Here is a 21,461-nt window from a genome sequence, read left to right as displayed (position 1 = left end):
CTGCGGGTGACCACGCCGGAGACGATGGACGTGGTCCGGATGGTGCTGGCCGGGCAGGTCCAGCGCGAGCTGGTCGGGCTGCTCAACGAGCACGGTCCGTTCGCGGTCGGGATGACCGGTGAGGACGCGCACACCATGACGGCGGTCAAGCGCTACGCGGTGGTGGACGGCGAGCAGGTCGACATCGGCCTGGTCGGCGACATCGTCAGTACCGAGGCGGGCGTGGTGCGCACGCTGATCGGGGACGGCCGGATCCCGGTCGTGTCCGGCATCGCGCGCGGCGCCGACGGCCACGTCTACAACATCAACGCGGACACCGCCGCCTCCGCTCTCGCGGTCGCGCTGGGCGCCGAGTTGCTGCTCGTCCTCACGGACGTCGAGGGCCTGTACGCCGACTGGCCGGCCTCGGACGAGGTGATCGGGCGGATCGGGGCCACCGAGCTGGAGGCGATGCTGCCCGGCCTGGCCAGCGGGATGCTGCCCAAGATGGAGGCCTGTCTGCGGGCCGTCCGCTCGGGTGTCGGGGCCGCCCGGGTGCTGGACGGCCGGGTGCGGCACGGGCTGCTGCACGCCTTCACCGAGGCGGGCGGCGGCACGCAGGTCGTCCCGGACGGCCTTCTTGCGGGGCCGGCGCTCCCCGAAGCGGCCGGAGTCCGCGCGGCCTGAGGTGCCGTCGGCGGCCCGCCGTGGCGGGCCCCTCGGAAGTCGTACGTACAGGGAGGGGATTTGACTCCCGTGCGATCTTGATAGAAGTTAGGCAAGCCTTACCTTGCTAAAGCTGGTCCGGGGTTCACCGCGGAATACCCGGCTGCCGCTCCGCGAGGCCCGACCAGCAAGCAGTCAACGGAAGGACGAGCATGTCGCGATCGCGCGAGGACAGCGCACCGGACCGGGGCGACAGTGCCGACGACCTTGTCGGCATAGGCTTCGGCCCCGCCAACCTGGCCCTGGCCATAGCGATCGAGGAGCACAACCGGCGGGCTCCGGACGAGGCCCTGACGGTCGGCTTCGTCGAGCAGCAGGAGCGCTTCGGCTGGCACCGCGGCATGCTGCTGGAGGGGGCGACCATGCAGGTCTCCTTCCTCAAGGACCTGGCCACCATGCGTGACCCGCGCAGCCGCTTCACCTTCCTCACGTACCTTCAGGAGCGCGGGCGGCTGGCCGACTTCATCAACCTGAAGACCTTCTACCCGACCCGGGTCGAGTTCCACGACTACTTCGAGTGGTGCGCCGCCGAGTTCGCCGGCCAGGTCGGCTACGGCCGCCGGGCCGTCGAGATCCGCCCGGTCGAGACCGACGGCCGGATCGGCGCGGTCGACGTCGTCACCGAGCCCGTCGCCGCCGGCGGCGCGGACGGAGCCGGCCGGCAGGTCCGCCGGGCCCGCAACATCGTCGTCGGCACCGGCCTGAAGCCCCGGCTGCCCGAGGGCGTCGCCGCCGGCGAGCGGGTCTGGCACACCCGCGACCTGCTGCACCGCGCACCGCGGCTGACCGAGCGCCCGCACCGCCGCTTCACCGTCGTCGGCGCCGGCCAGTCCGCCGCCGAGGCCGTCGACTACCTGCACCGCACGTACCCGGACGCCGAGATCTGCGCCGTCTTCGCCCGCTACGGCTACAGCCCGGCCGACGACAGCCCCTTCGCCAACCGCATCTTCGACCCCTCGGCCGTCGACGACTTCTTCGCCGCGCCCGAGGACGTCAAGCGCACCCTGCTCGGCTACCACGCCAACACCAACTACTCGGTGGTCGACGGCGACCTGATCACCTCGCTGTACCGCGAGGTCTACCAGGACAAGGTCAGCGGCCGCGAGCGCCTGCGGATCCTCAACACCACCCGCCTCACCGGCGTCGAGCACACCCCCGACGGCGCCCGCGCCCTCGTGCACAACCTCGCCACCGGCGAGAAGTACGCGCTGGACTCGGACGCCGTCGTCCTGGCCACCGGCTACACCCAGGTCGACCCCCGTGACCTGCTCGGCGACCTCGCCCCGGCCTGCCTCACCGACGGTGACGGCCGGCTGCGCGTGGACCGCGACCACCGCGTGCTGACCGCCGACCACGTCGACGCCGGCATCTACCTCCAGGGCGGCACCGAGCACACCCACGGCATCACTTCCTCCCTGCTCTCCACCCTCGCCGTCCGCTCCGGGGAGATCTGCGACTCCCTGCTGCTGCGCCGCACCGGCCGCCAGCTGCACGCCGACCGCGCGGGCGCCCGCGCCCTGTGAGCACCGCACCCCGACCGGCCGCCCCGCATCCCGCCCCAGACCCGAACGGACCCGTGAGCATGACGTCAGGCGCCCCCGCCCCCGCCGGACTCGACCGCGACAGCCTGCGGGCCGACCTCGCCGACGTGCTCGGCGAGCGGCCCGAGGACATCGGCGACGACGACGACCTGCGCGACCTCGGGCTCGACTCGATCCGGCTGATGAGCCTCGTCGAGACCTGGCGCGCCCGGGGCGCGAAGGCCGACTTCGCGGACCTCGCCGAAGCCGCGCCGACACCCACGCTACGGGCCTGGTCCGCCCACCTGTCGGCTCGCTGAACCCCTCCCGATCCGGCCGCCGCCGGCCCGCACCGACCCCGCCCCCGCCGGGTCGGGGCAGCGGCGGCGGCCACCCCCGACGTCTACCCCGCACCACCTCCGAGGAGAACCATGAACACCCGTGTCCTGTCCGTCCGCAGCCGTGGACTCGCCGCCGCCGCCTCGGCCGTGGCCGTGCTCTCGCTGGCAGCCTGCGGTTCGGACGGCGGCGGCAGCAAGGACGCCGCGCCCTCCGCCGAGGGGAGCGCCGCGGCGTCCGGCCCCAAGACGGTCGAGGCCACCAACGGCAAGATCACCGTGCCGGCGGACGTCAAGCGGATCGTCAGCATCTCCTACGCCACCGGCGCGCTGCTCGACCTCGGCGTGCAGCCCGTCGGTACCAGCACCATCGACGACAACAACCCGATGGAGCTGCTGCCCTCGCAGACCGAGGCCGCGAAGAAGATCGAGCCGATCGGCTCCGGCATCGAGATCAACATCGAGAAGGTCGCCTCGCTCAACCCCGACCTCATCGTGGTCGAGGGCGCCACCGCCTTCGACTGGGGCGTCAGCAAGCTCGAAGGCATCGCCCCCACCCTGTACTTCGGCATCGAGACCCCGGTCGACCTGCTGAACGCGCAGGAGAAGATCGCCACCGCCGTCGGCAAGGACGCCGAGTTCAAGAAGCTGAAGTCGGACTACGAGGCCAAGGCCGCGAAGATCAAGACGGACTACGCGGACAAGCTCAACACCGTGAAGTGGTCCATCGCCTCCTCCTACGGCGGCGGCGAGTTCCTGGTCGACACCAGCACCTCCTGGGTCGGCCGGGTGCTGAACGACGCCGGCGCCAAGTTCTCCCAGGCGTCCTCGGACACCAAGGAGCACGAGGTCACCTACTCCACCGAGAAGATCGACGTGCTGGCCGACGCCGACGTGATCCTGGTGCCGCGGATGGCCGCCACCGGCGAGGTCCCGCAGGACACCAAGGACCTCGACAAGCAGCCGTCCTGGCAGAACCTCAAGGCCGTCAAGGCCGGCAAGGTGCTGCCGCTCACCTACGCGACCACCGACCGGTACGGCACCTCCATCGACGTGCTGAACCAGATCGAGACGATCCTCAAGGGCCTCTAGGCCCCACCGCACGACCCCACCGCCCGTGGGCGGCCGCCACCGAACGGCCGCCGCCCCGGGCGGAAGCACCCGTACCGCACGACAGCGCGCGAGCGCACCAGCGCCCGGGCCGGCCCGCCCGGCGGGGCGGCACAGAACCGGAAGGGCCGACCATGCCAGAGGCGAGCACCGACACACCGCAGGCCGGGCCCACCGCCCCGCTGGAGCTGACGGCGGCGCAGGCCGGCGTCCTGGCCGCCCAACGGATCGACCCCGGCAGCCCGGCCTACAACGTCGGCCAGTACGTCGAGCTCGACGGCCCGCTGCGGCCCGAGCTGCTGGAGGCGGCGCTGCGCCGCACCCTCGCCGAGGCGGACGGGCTGCACGTGCGCCTCGCCGAGCACGAGGGCCGCACCGTGCAGCTGCCCACCGGCTTCGCCGCCGACGAGTGGCGCCTGCCGCGCCTGGACACCCGCGGCGCCGCCGACCCGGTGGCCGCCGCCGTCGCCCTGGTGCAGGGCCAACTCGCGGTTCCCGTCGCCCTGGAGGGCCCCGACGCCGGCCCGCTGACCGGCGCCCTGCTGGTCCGCACCGGCGAGCGCAGTCACCTGTGGTTCCAGTGGTTCCACCACCTCGTCATCGACGGCTACAGCGTCGCCCTGTTCACCCGCCGCGTCGCCGAGGTGTACACCGCCCTCGCCGACGGCGCCCCCGACCCGGCCCCCGCCTTCCGCCCGGCCGCCCTGCTCGCCGCCGCCGAGCAGAGCCACCTGGCCTCCGACCGGGCCGGGACCGACCGGGCCCACTGGACGCAGCGCTTCGCCGACCGCCCCGCCGTCACCGGCCTCACCGAGGAGAGCGCCCCCGCCGCCCCGGCCGCACTGCGCCACCGGATCGAGCTCACCGCGCGGGAGTCCGCCGCCGTGCTCGCCGCCGCCCGCGCCACCCGCACCACCTGGGCCGAGGCCGCCACCGCGGCCCTCGGCGTCTACCTGCACCGGATGACGGGCACCCAGGACGCCGTCCTCGGCATGCACTTCATGGCCCGCACCGCCCCCGGCACCCTGCGGGTCCCCGGCATGGCCGTCAACATCCTCCCCGTCCGGCTCGCCGTCACCGCAACCGACACCTTCGGGGAGCTGCTGCGCCGCGCCGCCGGCGAGCTGCGCGACGCCCGCCGCCACCAGCTGCACCGGGGCGAGGACATCCGCCGCGACCTCGGCCTGGTCGGCACCGACCGGCGCCTGCACGGCCCGCTGCTCAACCTCAAGCCCTTCGACCTCGCCCTGGACTTCGCCGGCACCCCCGGACGGACCGTCAACCTGGCCTCCGGCCCGGTCGAGGACTTCTCGCTCTCCGTCAGCAAGACCCCGGACGACCTGCTCCTGCTGGAGTTCGACGCCAACCCGGCCCTCTACGGCGCCGACGCCCTGGCCGCGCACGCCCGGCGCTGCGCCGCCCTGCTGACCCGGCTCGCCGCCGACCCCGAGCGGCCGGTCGGCGAACTCCAGCTGCTCGCCGACGCCGAGCTCGACGCCGTGCTGCACGGCTGGAACGACACCGCCCGCGCCGTCCGCGAGGGCACGCTGGTCAGCCGGATCGCCGAGCGCACCGTCGCCACCCCCGACGCCGTCGCGGTGGTGTTCGAGGGCGCCGCCCTCACCTACCGCGAACTCGACGAGCGCGCCGACGCCCTCGCCCGCACCCTGGCCGCCGCCGGTGCCGGCCCCGACCAGGTGGTCGGTGTCGCCGTGCCGCGCTCCGCCGAGCTGATGGTGGCCCTGCTCGGCGTCCTCAAGTCCGGTGCCGCGTACCTGCCGCTGGACGCCGACTACCCGGCCGACCGGCTGGCGTACATGGTCGAGGACGCTGCACCCGTCCGCGTCGTCACCGTCCCCGGACTGCTGGAGCGCCTGCCCGCGAACGCCCGCGCCGCCGCGCTGCTGCTCGGCACCGAACCGGCGCCCGGCACCCCGCTCGCCGAGGCCGGCCCCGACCACGCCGCGTACGTCATCTACACCTCCGGCTCCACCGGCCGGCCCAAGGGCGTCGTCGTCACCCACCGCGCCATCGTCAACCGGCTGGCCTGGATGCAGCACACCTACCGGCTGCGCGCCGACGACCGCGTCCTGCAGAAGACCCCGGCCAGCTTCGACGTCTCCGTCTGGGAGTTCTTCTGGGCCCTGTGCGAGGGCGCCGCCGTCGTCCTCGCCCGCCCCGGCGGCCACAAGGACCCGGCCCACCTCAGCGCACTGATCGCCGAACAGCGCGTCACCACCCTGCACTTCGTCCCCTCCATGCTGCGCGCCTTCCTGGAGGAGCCCGCCGCGGCCGTGCTCTGCACCGGCCTGCGCCGGGCGTTCTGCTCCGGCGAGGCGCTGCCCGGCGACGTCGTCGACCGCTGGCACACCGCGCTGCCCGCCGTCCCGCTGCACAACCTGTACGGGCCCACCGAGGCCGCCGTCGACGTCACCCACCACCGCACCGAGCCCGCCGCCGGCGTCGTCCCGATCGGGCGCCCGGTCTGGAACACCCGCCTGTACGTCCTGGACGCGCGGCTGCGTCCCACGCCCGTCGGCGTGCCCGGCGAGCTGTACCTCGCGGGCGTCCAGCTCGCCCGGGGCTACCTCGGCCGCCCCGGCCTGACCGCCGGCCGCTTCGTCGCCGACCCGTTCGGCGGAGCCGGGGACCGCATGTACCGCACCGGCGACCTGGTGCGCTGGGCCCCGGACGGCAGCGTCGAGTACCTCGGCCGCACCGACGACCAGGTCAAGGTGCGCGGGTTCCGGATCGAACTCGGCGAGATCGAGGCCGCGCTCGAAGCCCTGCCCAGCGTCACCCAGGCCGCCGTGACGGCCCGCGAACTCACCCCCGGCGGCGCCCGGCAGCTGGTCGGCTACGTCGTCCCGGCCCCTGCCGACACCGAGCCCCTGCGCGAGGCACTGGCCCGTACCCTGCCCGAGCACCTGGTGCCCGCCGTCCTGGTCGGCCTCGACACGCTGCCGCTCAGCCTCAACGGCAAGCTCGACCGCAAGGCCCTGCCGGCCCCGGCCCAGGCCGGTACCGGCGCCGCCCGCGTCCCGCGCGGCGAGGCCGAGCGCGTCCTCGCCGCCCTGGTCGCCGAGATCCTCGGACTGCCCGAGGTCGGCGTCGACGACAACTTCTTCTCGCTCGGCGGCGACAGCATCTCCGCCATCCAGCTCGGCAGCCGCGCCCGCCGGGCCGGCTGGGAGATCACCCCGCGCGTCGTGTTCGAGCGCCGCACGGTGGCCCGGATCGCCGCCGTCGCCGAGCCCACCCTCCCGAAGGAGCCCGCCGGGCAGCACACCGACGCCGTCGGCGAACTGCCGCCCACCCCGGTCAGCGAGTGGCTGCGCGGGCGCGGCGGCCCCGTCGCCCGGTTCGGGCAGCACACCGTCGTCACCGTGCCCGCCGGCCTCGACCGGGCCCGCCTCGCCGCCGCCCTGCAGGCCCTGACCGACCGCCACGACGCCCTGCGCCTGCGCCTGCGGACCGGGCCCGACGGCCGCTGGACCCAGGAGATCCGCCCGGCCGCCCCGCAGGCCGGCTCGCTGCGCCACCTCGATGTCACCGCCGAGGAGCTGGACGCGGCAGCCGCCCGCGAGCGCGAGAGCGCCGCCGACCGGCTCGACCCCGAGCAGGGCGTCGTCCTGCAGGCCGTCCACCTGGACGCCGGACCGCAGACCCCCGGCCGCCTGGTGCTGGCCCTGCACCACCTCGTCGTCGACGGCGTCTCCTGGCGCATCCTGCTCCCCGACCTGCGCAGCGCCTACGAGGGCCGCGCCCTCGACCCGGTCACCACCCCGCTGCGCCGCTGGGCCACCGGCCTGGCCGAGGCCGCCGGGAGCGACGCCGTGCGGGCCCAGCTCCCGCTGTGGCAGACGGTACTGGCCGACGGCGCCGGCCCGCTGCTCGGCGACCGCCCGCTCGACCCGGCCCGCGACACCCGGGCCACCACCCGCAGCCTCGCCCTCACCCTGCCGGCCGGCCGCACCGCCCCGCTGCTCGGCGCCGTCCCCGCCACCCACCGGGCCGGCGTGGACCACGTCCTGCTGACCGCGCTGGCCCTGGTCGTGATCGGGCGCCGCCGCACCCGGTACGGCGCGGACACCCGCCCCGACCTGCTGCTCCGCCTGGAGGGACACGGTCGCGAGGACGCGCTCGTCCCCGGCGCCGACACCGCCCGTACGGTCGGCTGGCTGACCACCGAGTTCCCCGTCCGCCTCGACCTGGCCGGGCTCGACCTCGCCGAGGCCCTGGCCGGCGGCCCCGCCGCCGGGCACGCCCTGGCCCGGGTCAAGGAGCACCTGCGCGTCCTGCCCGACGCCGGCGCGGGCTACGGCCTGCTGCGCCACCTCGACCCGGTCGGCGCCGCCGCCCTCGCCGACGCCGAGGCCCCCCAGTTGCTGTTCAACTACCTGGGCCGCTTCACCAACGGGGAAGGGCCGTGGAGCACCGGCGGCGAGGCCTTCGCGGCCAGCGCCGACGCCGCGCTGCCCGCCGCCCACGCCCTGGAGATCGGCGCCTTCGTCCACGACCGCGCCGACGGCCCCGAGCTGACCGTCCACCTCAGCTGGCCCGACGGCGTGCTCGCCGAGCAGGCCGTCCGCGACCTCGCCGAGCAGTGGTTCGCCGCCCTGGACGCGCTGACCGCCTATGCCGGGCGCGCCGACGCCGGCGGCCTCACCCCGTCGGACGTGCCGCTGGCCGCCGTCACCCAGACGGTGCTGGACCGGCTCGCCGCCGCACACCCCGCCACCGTGGACGTCCTGCCGCTCTCCCCGCTCCAGGAGGGGCTGCTCTTCCACAGCCGCTACCAGGACGCCGAGGGCGCGGACGACCTCTACACCTCGCTCACCTCGCTCGACCTGCGCGGCCCGCTGGAGCGCGAAGCGCTGTTCGAGGCCGTCGACGCCGTGGTCAACCGGCACGCCGCCCTGCGCTCCGGCTTCACCGACGGCTTCAGCGACGGCCTCACCGACGGCCCCTCCGGGGCCGGTGCCGGCCGGCCGCTCCAGCTGACGGCCGGACAGGTCACCGTCCCGTGGACGCTCCACGACCTGACCACCGCGCCCGCCGCCCGCCAGACCGTCGAGATCGCCCGGATCGAGCACGAGGAGGCCTCCCGCCGCTTCGACCTGGCCCGCCCGCCGCTGGTGCGCTGCGCCCTCGTCACGCTCGGCGAGGAGCACCACCGCCTCGTCCTGACCCGCCACCACATCGTGATGGACGGCTGGTCCACCCCCGTCCTGCTGCGCGAACTCGTCAGCGCCTACGGCGCCGGCACCGCCGCCGCCCTGCCCGCCGCCACCCCGTACGCCGACCACCTGGCCTGGCTGGCCGCCCGCGATGGCGCCGCCGACACCGCCGCCTGGCAGGCCGCGCTGGCCGGCCTGGACGCGCCGACGCTGCTGGCCGACACGCTGGGCACCCCCGCCGCCGGGCCGGCCGCCGCCGGCGCCGAGATCGACCTGCCGATCCCCGCCGGACTCTCCGCACGGCTCACCGCCACCGCCCGCCGGCACGGTCTGACGCTGAACACCGTCGTCCAGGGCGCCTGGGCGATCCTGCTCGGCCGCCTCACCGGCCGCACCGACGTGGTGTTCGGCGCCACCGTGTCCGGCCGCCCCAGCGACATCCCCGGCGTGGAGTCGATGGTCGGGCTGTTCAGCAACACCGTCCCCGTGCGCTTTTGCCCCGAGGACGACGAGCCGGTCGCCGAGGCGCTCGCCCGCCTCCAGGAGCAGCAGTCCGCCCTGCTCGACCACCAGTACCTGGGGCTCGCCGACATCCAGGCCCTGGCGGGCCACGGCACCCTCTTCGACACCCTGCTGGTCTTCGAGAACTACCCCGTCGACCCCGACCTGCTGACCGCCCGCGGCCTGCGCGTCGCCGGCATCAGCAACCACGGCGCCACCCACTACCCGCTGACCGTCCTCACCCTGCCCGGCGAGGCCCCGCAGCTGACCGTCGAGTACCGCCCCGACGTGTTCACCGCGGACCAGGCCCGCACCACCGGCACCCGCCTGCTCCGTCTGCTGGAGCAGATCGCCACCGCCCCCGCGACAGCGGTCGGCGCCCTGGAGATCCTCGACGACACCGAACGCCACACCCTGCTGCACGCCTGGAACGCCACCGGCCGCCCGGTGCCCGACCGCACCGTCGTCGACGTGTTCGAGGCGCAGGCCGCCGCCACCCCCGACGCGACCGCCGTCGTCTTCGGCGCCGAGCGCCTCAGCTACACCGAACTGGCCGCCCGCGCCGACCGCACCGCCCGCCACCTCGCCGCGCTCGGCGCCGGCCCCGGCACGGTCGTCGCCCTCGCCCTGCCGCGCTCCGCCGACCTGGTCGCCGCCCTGCTCGGCGTGCTCGGCGCCGGCGCCGCGTACCTGCCCGTCGACCTCGACCACCCGGCCGAGCGGATCTCCCTGATGCTGGCGGACGCCGGGCCGCTGCTCACCCTCACCACCGCCGAGGTCACCGCGCGGCACCCGGTGCTCGCCGAGCACGGCCTCGGCGCGGTGCTGCTCACCGAGCTGGGCAGCCGCAGCGCCGAGCCTGTCCGCCCGCACGCCGACGACCTCGCGTACGTCATCCACACCTCCGGCTCCACCGGCCGCCCCAAGGGCGTCCAGGTGCCGCACCGGGGCCTGGCCAACATGCTGGAGCACCACGGCTCCACCGTCTTCGCCCGCGCCGTCGAGGCGGCCGGCGGCCGGCGCCTGCGCGCCGCGCACACCGCCTCGTTCTCCTTCGACTCCTCCTGGGAGCAGCTGCTCTGGCTGATCGGCGGCCACGAACTGCACGTCTACGGCGAGGACCTGCGCCGCGACCCGCAGGCCCTGACGGCCCGCCTGCTCGCCGACCGGATCGACACCCTGGACGTGACGCCGTCCTTCGGCCGCCAGCTCGTCGAGTGGGGCCTGCTGGACAGCGAGGAGCACCGCCCGCTGCTGTTCCTGGTCGGCGGCGAGGCCTGCGGCGCCGACCTGTGGACCAGGATCCGGGAGACCGACGGGGTGACCGGCCACAACTTCTACGGCCCCACCGAGTACACCGTCGACACCCTCGGCGCGGCCCTGGCCGACAGCGCCACCCCGTTCGTCGGCCGCCCGATCGGCAACACCCGGGTGTACGTCCTGGACGCCCGGCTGCGCCCCGTCCCCGCCGGGGTGCCCGGCGAGCTGTACATCGCCGGGCCGGGCCTCGCCCGCGGCTACGGCAACCGGCCCGCGCTGACCGCCGGCCGCTTCGTCGCCGACCCGTTCGGCGGAGCGGGCGACGGCACCCGGATGTACCGCACCGGCGACGTCGTCCGGTGGCGCGCCGACGGCAGTCTCGACTTCCTCGGCCGCGACGACGACCAGGTGAAGATCCGCGGCTTCCGGGTCGAGCCCGGCGAGGTGGAGGCGGCCCTCGCCGCCCTGCCCGGCGTCACCGGGGCCGCCGTCGTGGTCGGCGGCTCCGGCGCCGTCCGCCGCCTGGTCGGCTACACCGCCCCCGCCGCACTCGACCCGGCCGCCCTGCGCAAGGCCCTCGCCCAGTCGCTGCCCGAGTACATGGTTCCCGCCGCGATCGTCACCCTGGCGGCGCTGCCGCTCAACGTCAACGGCAAGCTCGACCGGCAGGCCCTGCCCGAGCCGGAGGCCGCCGCCTTCACCGCGCCGGCCGGCCGCGCCCCGCGCGACGAGCGCGAGGCCGTGCTCTGCGGCCTCCTCGCGGACGTCCTCGGCCTGCCCCGGGTCGGCGTCGACGACGACTTCTTCGACCTCGGCGGGCACTCGCTGCTGGCCACCCGCGTGATCGGCCGGGTGCGCGCCGCCCTCGGCGTGGAGGCCGCCGTCCGGGACCTCTTCGAGACGCGCACCGCCGCCGGCCTCGCCGCCCGGCTGCGCACCGCGGCCGCGAGCCGCCCCGGCCCCGCCGCCCGCCCCCGCCCCGACCTGCTGCCGCTGTCCGCCGCCCAGGCCCGGCTGTGGTTCCTGTACCGGCTGGAGGGCCCGAGCACCGCGTACACCATCCCGTGCGCCCTGCGGATCGACGGCCCGCTGGACACCGAGGCCCTGCGGGCCGCCTTCGGCGACGTGCTGGCCCGCCACGAGGCGCTGCGCACGGTCTTCCCCGACCGGGACGGCCGCCCGTACCAGCGGATCCTCACCCCCGGGCAGGCCGGCCTGCCGTTCGCCGTGGAGGAGGTGACGCTGCACCTGCTGGACGCGGCGGTCGCCGCCGCCGGCGCGTACGCCTTCGAGCTGGCCACCGAGATCCCCGTCCGCGCGACCCTGATCGGCGCCGGGCCCGAGCGGCACGTGCTCAGCGTCGCCCTGCACCACATCGCCGGTGACGAGTGGTCGGAGGGCGTGCTGCTGCGCGACCTCGACCAGGCCTACACCGCCCGCCTGGCCGGCTCCGCCCCGGTCTTCGCACCGCTGCCGCTGCAGTACGCCGACCACGCCCTGTGGCAGGGCGAACTGCTCGCCGGGCAGTCCGGGCCGGACGGGCAGGACGGCCCGGCCGCCGCCCAGAGCGCCTACTGGGCGCAGCGCCTCGCCGGGCTGCCCGCCGAACTGGCCCTGCCCGCCGACCGCCCCCGGCCCGCCGAGGCCTCCGGCCGGGGCGGCGCCGTCCGGCTGCGCCTGCCCGAGGAGCTGCACGCGGCCCTGCGCGGCTACGCGCAGCGCACCGGCAGCACCCCGTTCATGGTCACCCAGGCCGCCGCCGCCCTGCTGCTCGGCAGGCTCGCGGGCACCACCGACGTGGCGCTCGGCACCCCCGTCGCCGGGCGCGCCGACGAGGCGGTGGAGTCCGTGGTCGGCTTCTTCGTCAACACCCTTGTGCTGCGCCACGACCTCTCGGGCGAGCCGACCTTCGACGAACTGGTCGTCCGCTCCCGCGAGGTGGTGCTCGGTGCGCTGGCCCACCAGGACCTGCCGTTCGACCGGCTGGTGGAGATCGTCAACCCGGAGCGCTCGCTCGGGCGCCACCCGCTGTTCCAGGTGATGGTGCAGCACCGCAAGGAGGCCGGCGGGCTGGACACCCTGCTCGGGGCCCGCACCGCCCTGCTGCCCGACCCCGTCCACGCCGCCCGCTTCGACCTGGCCCTCACCTTCGTGGAGTCCGCCGACGGCGACCGCACCGACCTCACCGTCATCCACGCCGAGGACCTCTACGACCGCTCCACCGCCCGGCTGTTCGGCGAGCGGCTGATCGCCGTCCTGGAGCAGGCGCTGGACGCGCCCGGCCGCCCGGCCGCCCGGATCGAACCGACCTCCGCCCAGGAGCGCCGGGGCCTCGCGGGGGAGTGGAACGCCACCGGGCGCGAGGTCCGCCCCGGTACCCTGCTCAGCCGCATCACCGAACAGTGCGCGGCCACCCCGGACGCCGTCGCCGTGCTCTTCGAGGACGAGCAGCTGACGTACCGGCAGCTGGACGAGCGGGCCGGCCGGCTCGCCCGGGTGCTGGCCGGGGCCGGGGCCGGGCCCGACCGGCTGGTCGCCGTCGCCGTGCCGCGCTCCGCCGAGCTGATGGTGGCCCTGGTCGCCGTCCTCAGGGCCGGCGCGGCCTACCTGCCGCTGGACACCGAGTACCCGGCCGAGCGGCTGGCCGCCATGATCGAGGACGCCGCGCCGGTCTGCGTCCTCACCGTGCCCGGCCAGGCGGCCGGCCTGCCCCGGGTGCCCGGCGTCCCCGTGCTGCTCACCGACGCGGACGGCCCGCAGGCCGAGCCGGCCGCCCCGGGCCCCGACCACGGCGCGTACGTGATCTTCACCTCGGGCTCCACCGGCCGCCCCAAGGGCGTCCTGGTCAGCCACCGCGCCATCGTCAACCGGCTGGACTGGATGCGCGAGGTCTACAGCATCACCGCCGCCGACCGCATCCTGCAGAAGACCCCGGCCGGATTCGACGTCTCGGTCTGGGAGTTCTTCCTCCCGCTGGTCAGCGGCGCCGCCGTGGTGCTCGCCCGCCCCGGCGGCCACCGCGAACCGGACTACCTGGCCGCCCTGGCCGCCCGCCGCGGCGTCACCACCGCGCACTTCGTCCCGTCCATGCTGGCCGCCTTCACCGCCGCCGCCGAGCAGGACCCAGCGATCCGCGCGGGCTTCAACGGCGTGCGCCGGGTCTACTGCTCCGGCGAGGCACTGCCGGCCGCCGCTGTCGACCGGTTCGCGGCGCTCTGGCCGCAGATCGACCTGCACAACCTCTACGGGCCCACCGAGGCCGCCGTCGACGTCACCTACCACCGGGCCTGGGCCGGCTCGGGCGTCGTCCCGATCGGCCGCCCGGTCTGGAACACCCGCCTGTACGTGCTCGACGCGCGACTGCGCCCGGTGCCCGTCGGCGTGCCCGGCGAGCTCTACCTCGGCGGCGTCCAGCTCGCCCGGGGCTACCTCGGCCGCCCCGGCCTGACCGCCGGCCGCTTCGTCGCCGACCCGTTCCAGCGGGGCGAGCGTATGTACCGCACCGGTGACCTGGTGCGCCGCCGCGTGGACGGCGAGGTCGAGTACCTCGGCCGCACCGACGACCAGGTGAAGATCCGCGGCTTCCGGATCGAACTCGGCGAGGTCGAGGCCGCGCTCGCCGCCGCACCCGGCGTCGGCCAGGCCGCCGTCAGCGCCCGCCCGTTCACCGAGGGCGGCGCCCGGCAGCTCGCCGGGTACGTGGTGGCGCAGCCCGGCGGCGCCGTCGACGGCGAGGCCGTCCGCGCCGCCGTCGCCGCGGTGCTGCCCGAGCACATGGTGCCCGCCGTGGTCACCGTGCTGGACGCGCTGCCGCTGAGCGTCAACGGCAAGCTCGACCGCAAGGCGCTGCCCGCCCCCGGCCGCCGGGAGCGCGCCGCCGCCGCCCCCGCCGGGCACACCCCCGCCCGGGCCCTGGCCAGGGTCTTCGCCGAGGTGCTCGGGCTGCCCGAGGTCGCCGAGGAGGAGAACTTCTTCGCGCTCGGCGGCGACAGCATCGTCTCCATCCAGCTGGTCAGCCGGGCCCGCAAGGCCGGCTTCGAGATCGCCGCGAAGGACGTCTTCACCCACCCCACCCCGGCCGCCCTCGCCGCCGCCGCGAAGGGAACACCCCAGCCTGTACCCGGCGTATTGTCTCCCACGCCCGTCCCGGCGGACGGCGAACTGCCCGCCCTGCCGGTCGTGCACTGGCTGCGCGAGCGCGGCGGCCCGATCGACCGGTTCAACCAGTCCGTCCTGCTGACCGTCCCGGCGGCGCTGCGCGAGCAGCCGCTGCGCCAGGCCCTCGCCGCCCTCGCGAGCAACCACCCGGCGCTGCGCCTGCGCCTGGACCGCGCCGACGGTGTCTGGACCCAGGAGATCCTGCCGGCCGGCGCCGCCCCCGCCCTCACCGACCCGGACACCCTCCGCCGGGTGGACGGCGCCGACCCCGCCCTGATCGCCCGCGAGGCCGACGCGGCCGCCGCCGCGCTCGCGCCCGACCGGGGCCGGATCCTGCGCGCCGTCTGGTTCGACGCCGGGCCCCGCCAGGACGGCAGACTGCTGCTGACCGTCCACCACCTCGCCGTGGACGGCGTCTCCTGGCGCACCCTGCTCCCCGAGCTCACCGCCGCCTACACCGCCCTCGCCGGCGGCGCCCAGCCCGCTCCCGAACCGGAGGCGCACACCCTGCGGGCCTGGTCCGAGCGCCTGCTCGGGCACGCCCAGGAGCGCAGCCGGACGGCCGAACTCGGCTACTGGCGCGGCGCCCTGGCCGGCCCCGCCGGCCCGCTGGCCGCCCTGGCCGCCGACCCGGACCGCGACACCGTGGCGACCCTGCGCACCCTGCGCCGGACACTGCCCGCCGACCGCACGGCCCCGCTGCTCACCGCCGTACCGCAGGCCTTCGGCGCCGGCGTGGACGACGTCCTGCTGGCCGCTCTCGCCCTGGGCGTGGCCGCCGCCCGCCCCGAGGCGGCGCCCGTGCTCCAGGTCGACCTGGAGGGCCACGGCCGGGGCGGCAGCGAGACCGGCGCGTTGACCCCCGACCTCGCCCGCACCGTCGGCTGGTTCACCACCGTGCACCCCGTCCGGCTCGACCTCGCGGGCATCGACCCGGCCGCCGCGCTGACCGGCTCGGAGGCCGCCGGGCGGGCCCTCAAGCAGGTCAAGGAGCAGCTGCGGGCCGTCCCCGACCGGGGTCTGGGCCACGGCCTGCTGCGTCACCTCAACCCGCAGACGGCGCCGCTGCTTGCCGCGCTGCCGCGCTCCGAGGTGCTGTTCAACTACCGGGGCCGCACCGACGGCGCCGGGGGCCCGGTCGGCGGCTGGCCGTTCGCCCCGCAGGACGAGCGCGCCGCCGTGGCCGCCGCCGCCGGGCCCGACCCGCGGATGCCGGCCGGCTACCCGCTGGAGATCGACGCCGTGATCCAGGCCGGGCCGGACGGGCGCCCCGAGCTGGCCGTCGAGTTGAGCTGGCCGCAGGCCCTGCTCACCGAGCCCGGGGCCGGCGCGCTGGCGGGCGCCTGGTTCGCCGCCCTCGACGCCCTCGCCCGGCACACCGCCGGCGGCGCGGCGGGCGGCGTCACCCCGTCCGACCTGAGCCTCGTCTCGCTCAAGCAGGCCCAGATCGACCGGCTGGAATCCCGCCTGGAGTCCCGGCTGAAGTCCGGTCCGGAATCCCGTTCGCGCAGGCGCCGATGAACGCCGCTGACGCCGACGCCCCCGACGCCCCCGACGCCCCCGACGCCCCCGACGCCTCCGCCGCACCCGTGCCCGCCGCACCCCTCCCCACCACTCCGAGGACCGAGAACACCGTGACGAACGACGCCACCGCCCCGACCGACGAGACCGTGCTCGACGAGACCGTGCCCGCCGAGACGGGGGACGCCGAGACCGGGGACGCCGGCGCCGCGTCGGCCCTGGAGGACGTGTACCCGCTCTCCTCGCTCCAGGAGGGCCTGCTCTTCCACGCCCTCTACGACGACACCGCCCGCGACGTCTACGTCGTGCAGTCCCACCTCGACCTCGCGGGCACCGTCGACGGCGCCCGGCTCGCCGCCGCCGTCGACGCGCTGCTGCTGCGCCACGCCAACCTGCGGGCCGGCTTCTGGTACGAGGACCCGGAGGCGGTCGTCCAGTTCGTCCAGCGCACGGTGGAGACCCCGCTGCGCGAGGCCGACCTCACCGGCCTGGCCGGCGAGGCCCAGGACGCCGCCGTGCTGGCCGCCATGGACGAGGACTGGCACCACCGCTTCGAGCTGGACGCCCCGCCGCTGCTGCGCCTCGCCCTGCTCCGGCTGGCCGGCGACCGGGCCCGCCTGGTCATCACCTGCCACCACCTGCTGCTCGACGGCTGGTCGATGCCGATCCTGGTCCGCGAACTGCTCGCGCTGTACGGCGCGGCCGGCGACCCGTCGGTGCTGGCGCCCGTGCGTCCCTACAAGGACCACCTCGCGCTGCTCGCCACCCGCGACACCGCCGCCGCCGAGGCCGCCTGGGGCGCCGCCCTGGCGGGCTTCGAGCAGGCCCACCCGGTGGCGCCCGGCGCCTCGACCGCGACCGCCGTCGAACCCGCCGTGATCACCCTGCACGCCGACCCGGCGCTCTCCGCCGCCGTGGCCGCCGCCGCGCGCGGGCGCGGACTCACCCTCGGCAACCTGGCCCACACCCTGTGGGGAGTCCTGGTCGGCTCCCTCACCGGCACCGCCGACGTGGTCTTCGGCACCACCGTCTCCGGCCGCCCCGACGACCTGCCGGGCGCCGACACCATGGTCGGCCTGTTCATCAACACGGTGCCGGTCCGCGTCCGGCTCCGGGCCGGTGACACGCTCGCCGGCGCCGCCGCCGCCGTCCAGCGCGAGCAGGCCGAGCTGATCGCCCACCAGCACCTGGGCCTGGCCGCCATCCAGCGCGGCGCCGCCGTCGAGGGCGCCCTCTTCGACACCCTGCTGGTGGTCGAGAACTACCAGGGCGGCGGCGACGCCCTCCTCGGCGCACTCGGCTCCGCCGAGGGCCTGGCCGTCACCGGCCTCGGCGCCCGCGACGCGACCCACTACCCGCTCGGCATGACGCTGCTCCCCGGTGCCGAACTGCGCCTCGAACTCGAATACCGCCAGGACCTCCTCGAGCCGGCCGAGGCGGAGCGGATCGCCCGCCGCTTCCTCGCCCTGCTGGCCGCCTTCGCCGCCGACCCGGACACCCCGCTGGCCCGGCTCGACCTGCTCGGCGCCGTGGAGCGCGCCGGACTCGCCGGGCACAGCTCCGGCGCCGACCGCACCGTCCCCGCCGGGACGGTCGCCGACCTGTTCGCCGCGCAGGCCGCCCGCACCCCGGACGCCCGCGCCCTGGTCGGGCCGACGCTCGCCGAACCGGCCGTCGCCCAACCGGCCGTCACCGAACTGGCCGTCACCGAGCTGACCTTCGCCGAGCTGGACGAGCGCGCGGACCGCCTCGCCCGCCTGCTGCTCCGCCGCGGGCTCGGAGCCGAGCGGATCGCCGCCCTGGCACTGCCCCGATCCACCGAGGCCGTGGTGGCGATCCTCGCCGTCCTGCGGGCCGGCGGCGCCTACCTGCCGATGGACCTCGACCACCCGGCCGAGCGGCTCGCCCTGCTGCTGGACGACGCCCGCCCCGCCGTCGTGCTCACCACCCGCGAGGTCGCCGGGCGGCTCCCCGAGGTGCCCGGCGCCGCCACCGTGCTGCTGGACGACCCGGCCACCGCCGCCGCCCTGGCCGCCCTGCCCGGCGGCCCGCTCACCGACACGGAGCGCGGCGGCCCCGTCCACCCCGCGCAGGCCGCGTACGTCATCCACACCTCCGGCTCCACCGGCCGCCCCAAGGGCGTCGTCATCCCGCACCAGGGCCTGGCCAACCTCGCCCACGACCACCTCGGCACCGCCTTCGCCGACGCGGTGCGCGCCACCCGGAACGCCACCGGCCGCGAGCGCCTGCGCGCCCTGCACACCGCCTCGTTCTCCTTCGACTCCTCCTGGGAGCAGCTGATCTGGCTGGTCGGCGGGCACGAACTGCACGTCCTCGGCGAGGACGACCGCCGAGACGCCGAGGCCGTGGTCGCCTACACCCGCGCCCACCGCATCGACACCCTCGACGTCACGCCGACGTACGCGCAGCAGCTCGTCGACTCCGGCCTGCTCGCCGGGGCGCACCGCCCGCCGGTGCTGCTGCTCGGCGGCGAGGCGCTGCCCGAACCGCTCTGGGCCCGGCTGCGCGCCGAACCGGACGTCACGGTGATCAACTACTACGGCCCGACCGAGTTCACCGTCGACGCGCTGGTGGCCGACCTCGCCGACAGCGCCACCCCCAGCATCGGCCGCCCGCTGAGCAACAGCAGCGCCTACGTGCTCGACAGCCTGCTCCGGCCCGTCCCGGCCGGCGCGCCCGGCGAGCTGTACCTCGCGGGCGTCCAGCTCGCCCGCGGCTACCTCGACCGCCCGGGCCTGACCGCCGGCCGCTTCGTCGCGGACCCGTTCCGCCGAGGCGAGCGCATGTACCGCACCGGTGACCTGGTGCGCCGCCGCGCCGACGGCACCATCGACTACCTCGGCCGGGTCGACGACCAGGTCAAGATCCGCGGCTACCGGATCGAGCTGGGCGAGATCGAGGCCGTCCTCGCCGCACAGCCCGGCGTCGCCCAGGCCGCCGTGCTTGTCCGGGACGGCGCCGTCAAGCGGGTCGTCGCGTACGTCGTCCCCGCCCCCGGCGCCGTACCCGACACCGCCGCGCTGCGCGAGGCCGCCGCGGCCCGGCTGCCCGAGTACATGGTGCCGTCCGCCTTCGCCGTGCTCGGCGCCCTCCCGCTGACCGTCAACGGCAAGCTCGACCGCGCGGCCCTGCCCGACGACACCCTGGACTTCACCGCCGGCTCCACCGGCCGCGCGGCCGCCACCGAGACCGAGCAACTGCTCTGCGAGCTCTACGCGGAGGTGCTCGGCCTGCCGGCCACCGGCGCGGACGACGACTTCTTCCGCCTCGGCGGCGACAGCATCTCCTCCATCCGGCTGATCGGCGCGGCCCGCGCCGAGGGCCTCGCCGTCAGCCCCAGGGACGTCTTCGAACAGCGCACCCCGGCCGCCCTGGCCGCCCTCGCCGACCGCCGCGGCGCCGGACCGGAGCTGGTGCTCGGCGACCTCCCCGCGCCCACCGGCGCCGAACTCGCCGTGATCCGCGCGGCCGCCCCGAAGCTGGAGATCGAGGACGTCTGGCCGGTCTCCCCGCTCCAGGAGGGCCTGCTGTTCGAGGCCGGCTACGACGACCGGGCCCTGGACGTCTACACCTCCCGCGACGTGGTCTCGCTGACCACCCGCGTCCCGGTCACCGTGCTGCGGGCCGCCGTCACCGCCGTGCTGACCCGGCACCCCAACCTGCGGGCCGGCTTCCTCCAGGACGGACTGGACCGGCCGGTGCAGTTCCTGCCGCGCGCCGTCGACGTCCCGCTCACCGAGATCGACCTCGGCGCCCTCGCCCCCGAGGAGTTCGAGGCCGAGCTGCGCCGGCTCAAGGAGGCCGAGGCGTTCGCCCGCTTCGACCTGACCGCGCCGCCGCTGCTCCGCCTGGTCTCGGTGCTCGCCCCCGGCGGCCACCAGCACATCCTGATCACCAACCACGCCCTGCTCTGGGACGGCTGGTCATCCGGCCTCTTCCTGCAGGAGCTGCTGACGCTCTGCCACCTCCAGCTGACCGAGGGCTCCCCGGCCGTCGCCGACGTCGCCGCCGCGGCCGGCCCGGCCCTGCCGTACCGGGACTTCCTGCGCTGGCTCGCCGTCCAGGACCAGGAGCAGGGCCGCGCCGCCTGGCGCGAGTCGCTGGCCGGCCTGGCCGAGCCGACCCTGCTGGCACCGCAGGCCCGCGAGCGGGCCGCGCTGCTCCCCGAGGAGGTCACCGCCGGGATATCCGTCGAGCTGACCGAGCGCCTCGCCGCCTTCACCCGCGAGCACGGGCTCACCCTCAACACCCTGCTCTCCGGCGCCTGGGGCCTGCTGCTGGCCGGCCTGACGGCCCGTGAGGACGTGGTCTTCGGCGCCACCGTCTCCGGCCGGCCCGCCGAGCTGCCCGGCATCGACGCCACCATCGGGATGTTCCTCAACACCGTCCCGGTCCGGGCCCGGCTGCGCGGCGAGGAGACCGTCGCCGGGTTCCTCACCCGCCTCCAGGAGGAGCAGTCGGCGCTGCTGGCCCACCACCAGACGGGTCTCGGCGAGATCCAGCGCGGCACCGGCTTCGGCCGCCTCTTCGACACCCTCCAGGTGCTCCGCAACACCCCCGCCGACGAGGGCGTCCGCGACCGCATCCGGGAGGCGCTCGGCGTCCGCCAGGTCACCGACGTGGACGCCACCCACTTCCCGCTGATCTTCATCACCAACCCGGGCGAGGCCCTCACCTTCGAGTGGAAGTACCGCACGGACGTCTTCGACCGCGACACCGTCGAGCAGCACGCCGAGCGCCTGGTCGCGCTGCTCCGGCAGATCGCCGACCGCCCCGGGGTGCTCGTCCGCGAACTGGACGTGTTGACGGTGCGTGAGCGTGGTCTGGTGTTGGGGGAGTGGGCGGCGACGGGTCGTGGGTTGCCGGATGCGACGGTGGCTGATCTGTTGGCGGAGCGTGCGGTGTTGGTGCCGGATGCGACGGCGTTGGTGTTCGGTGGGGTGTCGTGGTCGTACGCGGAGTTGGATGCGCGGGTGAACCGTTTGGCGCGGTTGTTCGTGTCGCGGGGTGCGGGGCCTGAGCGGGTGGTGGCGTTGGGGTTGCCGCGTTCGTTGGAGATGGTGGCGGCGTTGTTCGCGGTGTTGCGGGCGGGGGCTGCGTATCTGCCGTTGGAGTTGGACTATCCGGTGGAGCGGTTGGCGTTCATG

The 21,461-nt window shown here is 76.0% G+C and carries 6 protein-coding genes; all 6 read left to right on the top strand.

Annotated elements, in window-relative coordinates:
* Positions 1-666, top strand: a 666-nt coding sequence (gene argB / locus ACFUK0_RS34060; protein WP_380256775.1) for an acetylglutamate kinase, incomplete at its 5' end; no start/stop codon positions are given.
* 191 nt (positions 667-857) lie between these two features.
* A complete protein-coding gene (locus ACFUK0_RS34055; protein ID WP_380256773.1) occupies positions 858-2,228 on the top strand; it encodes a lysine N(6)-hydroxylase/L-ornithine N(5)-oxygenase family protein in 1,371 nt (456 codons plus the stop codon).
* Between the two features lie 59 nt (positions 2,229-2,287).
* Positions 2,288-2,545: a phosphopantetheine-binding protein gene (locus ACFUK0_RS34050; protein ID WP_380256771.1), complete on the top strand. Its 258-nt coding sequence runs from the start codon at positions 2,288-2,290 to the stop codon at positions 2,543-2,545.
* 111 nt (positions 2,546-2,656) lie between these two features.
* A complete protein-coding gene (locus ACFUK0_RS34045; protein WP_380256769.1) occupies positions 2,657-3,655 on the top strand; it encodes an ABC transporter substrate-binding protein in 999 nt (332 codons plus the stop codon).
* Positions 3,656-3,807: 152 nt separating this feature from the next.
* Positions 3,808-16,293 (top strand): amino acid adenylation domain-containing protein, encoded by a 12,486-nt coding sequence (locus tag ACFUK0_RS34040; protein ID WP_380256767.1) that lies wholly within the window; start codon positions 3,808-3,810, stop codon positions 16,291-16,293.
* Positions 16,290-21,461, top strand: a 5,172-nt coding sequence (locus tag ACFUK0_RS34035) for an amino acid adenylation domain-containing protein (protein ID WP_380256765.1), incomplete at its 3' end; no start/stop codon positions are given. The genes ACFUK0_RS34040 and ACFUK0_RS34035, both read left to right, overlap by 4 nt.

This window comes from Kitasatospora sp. NPDC057223, from assembly GCF_042669755.1.
Classification (GTDB): Bacteria; Actinomycetota; Actinomycetes; order Streptomycetales; family Streptomycetaceae; genus Kitasatospora.
This window is presented reverse-complemented; position numbering and strand designations above follow the sequence as displayed.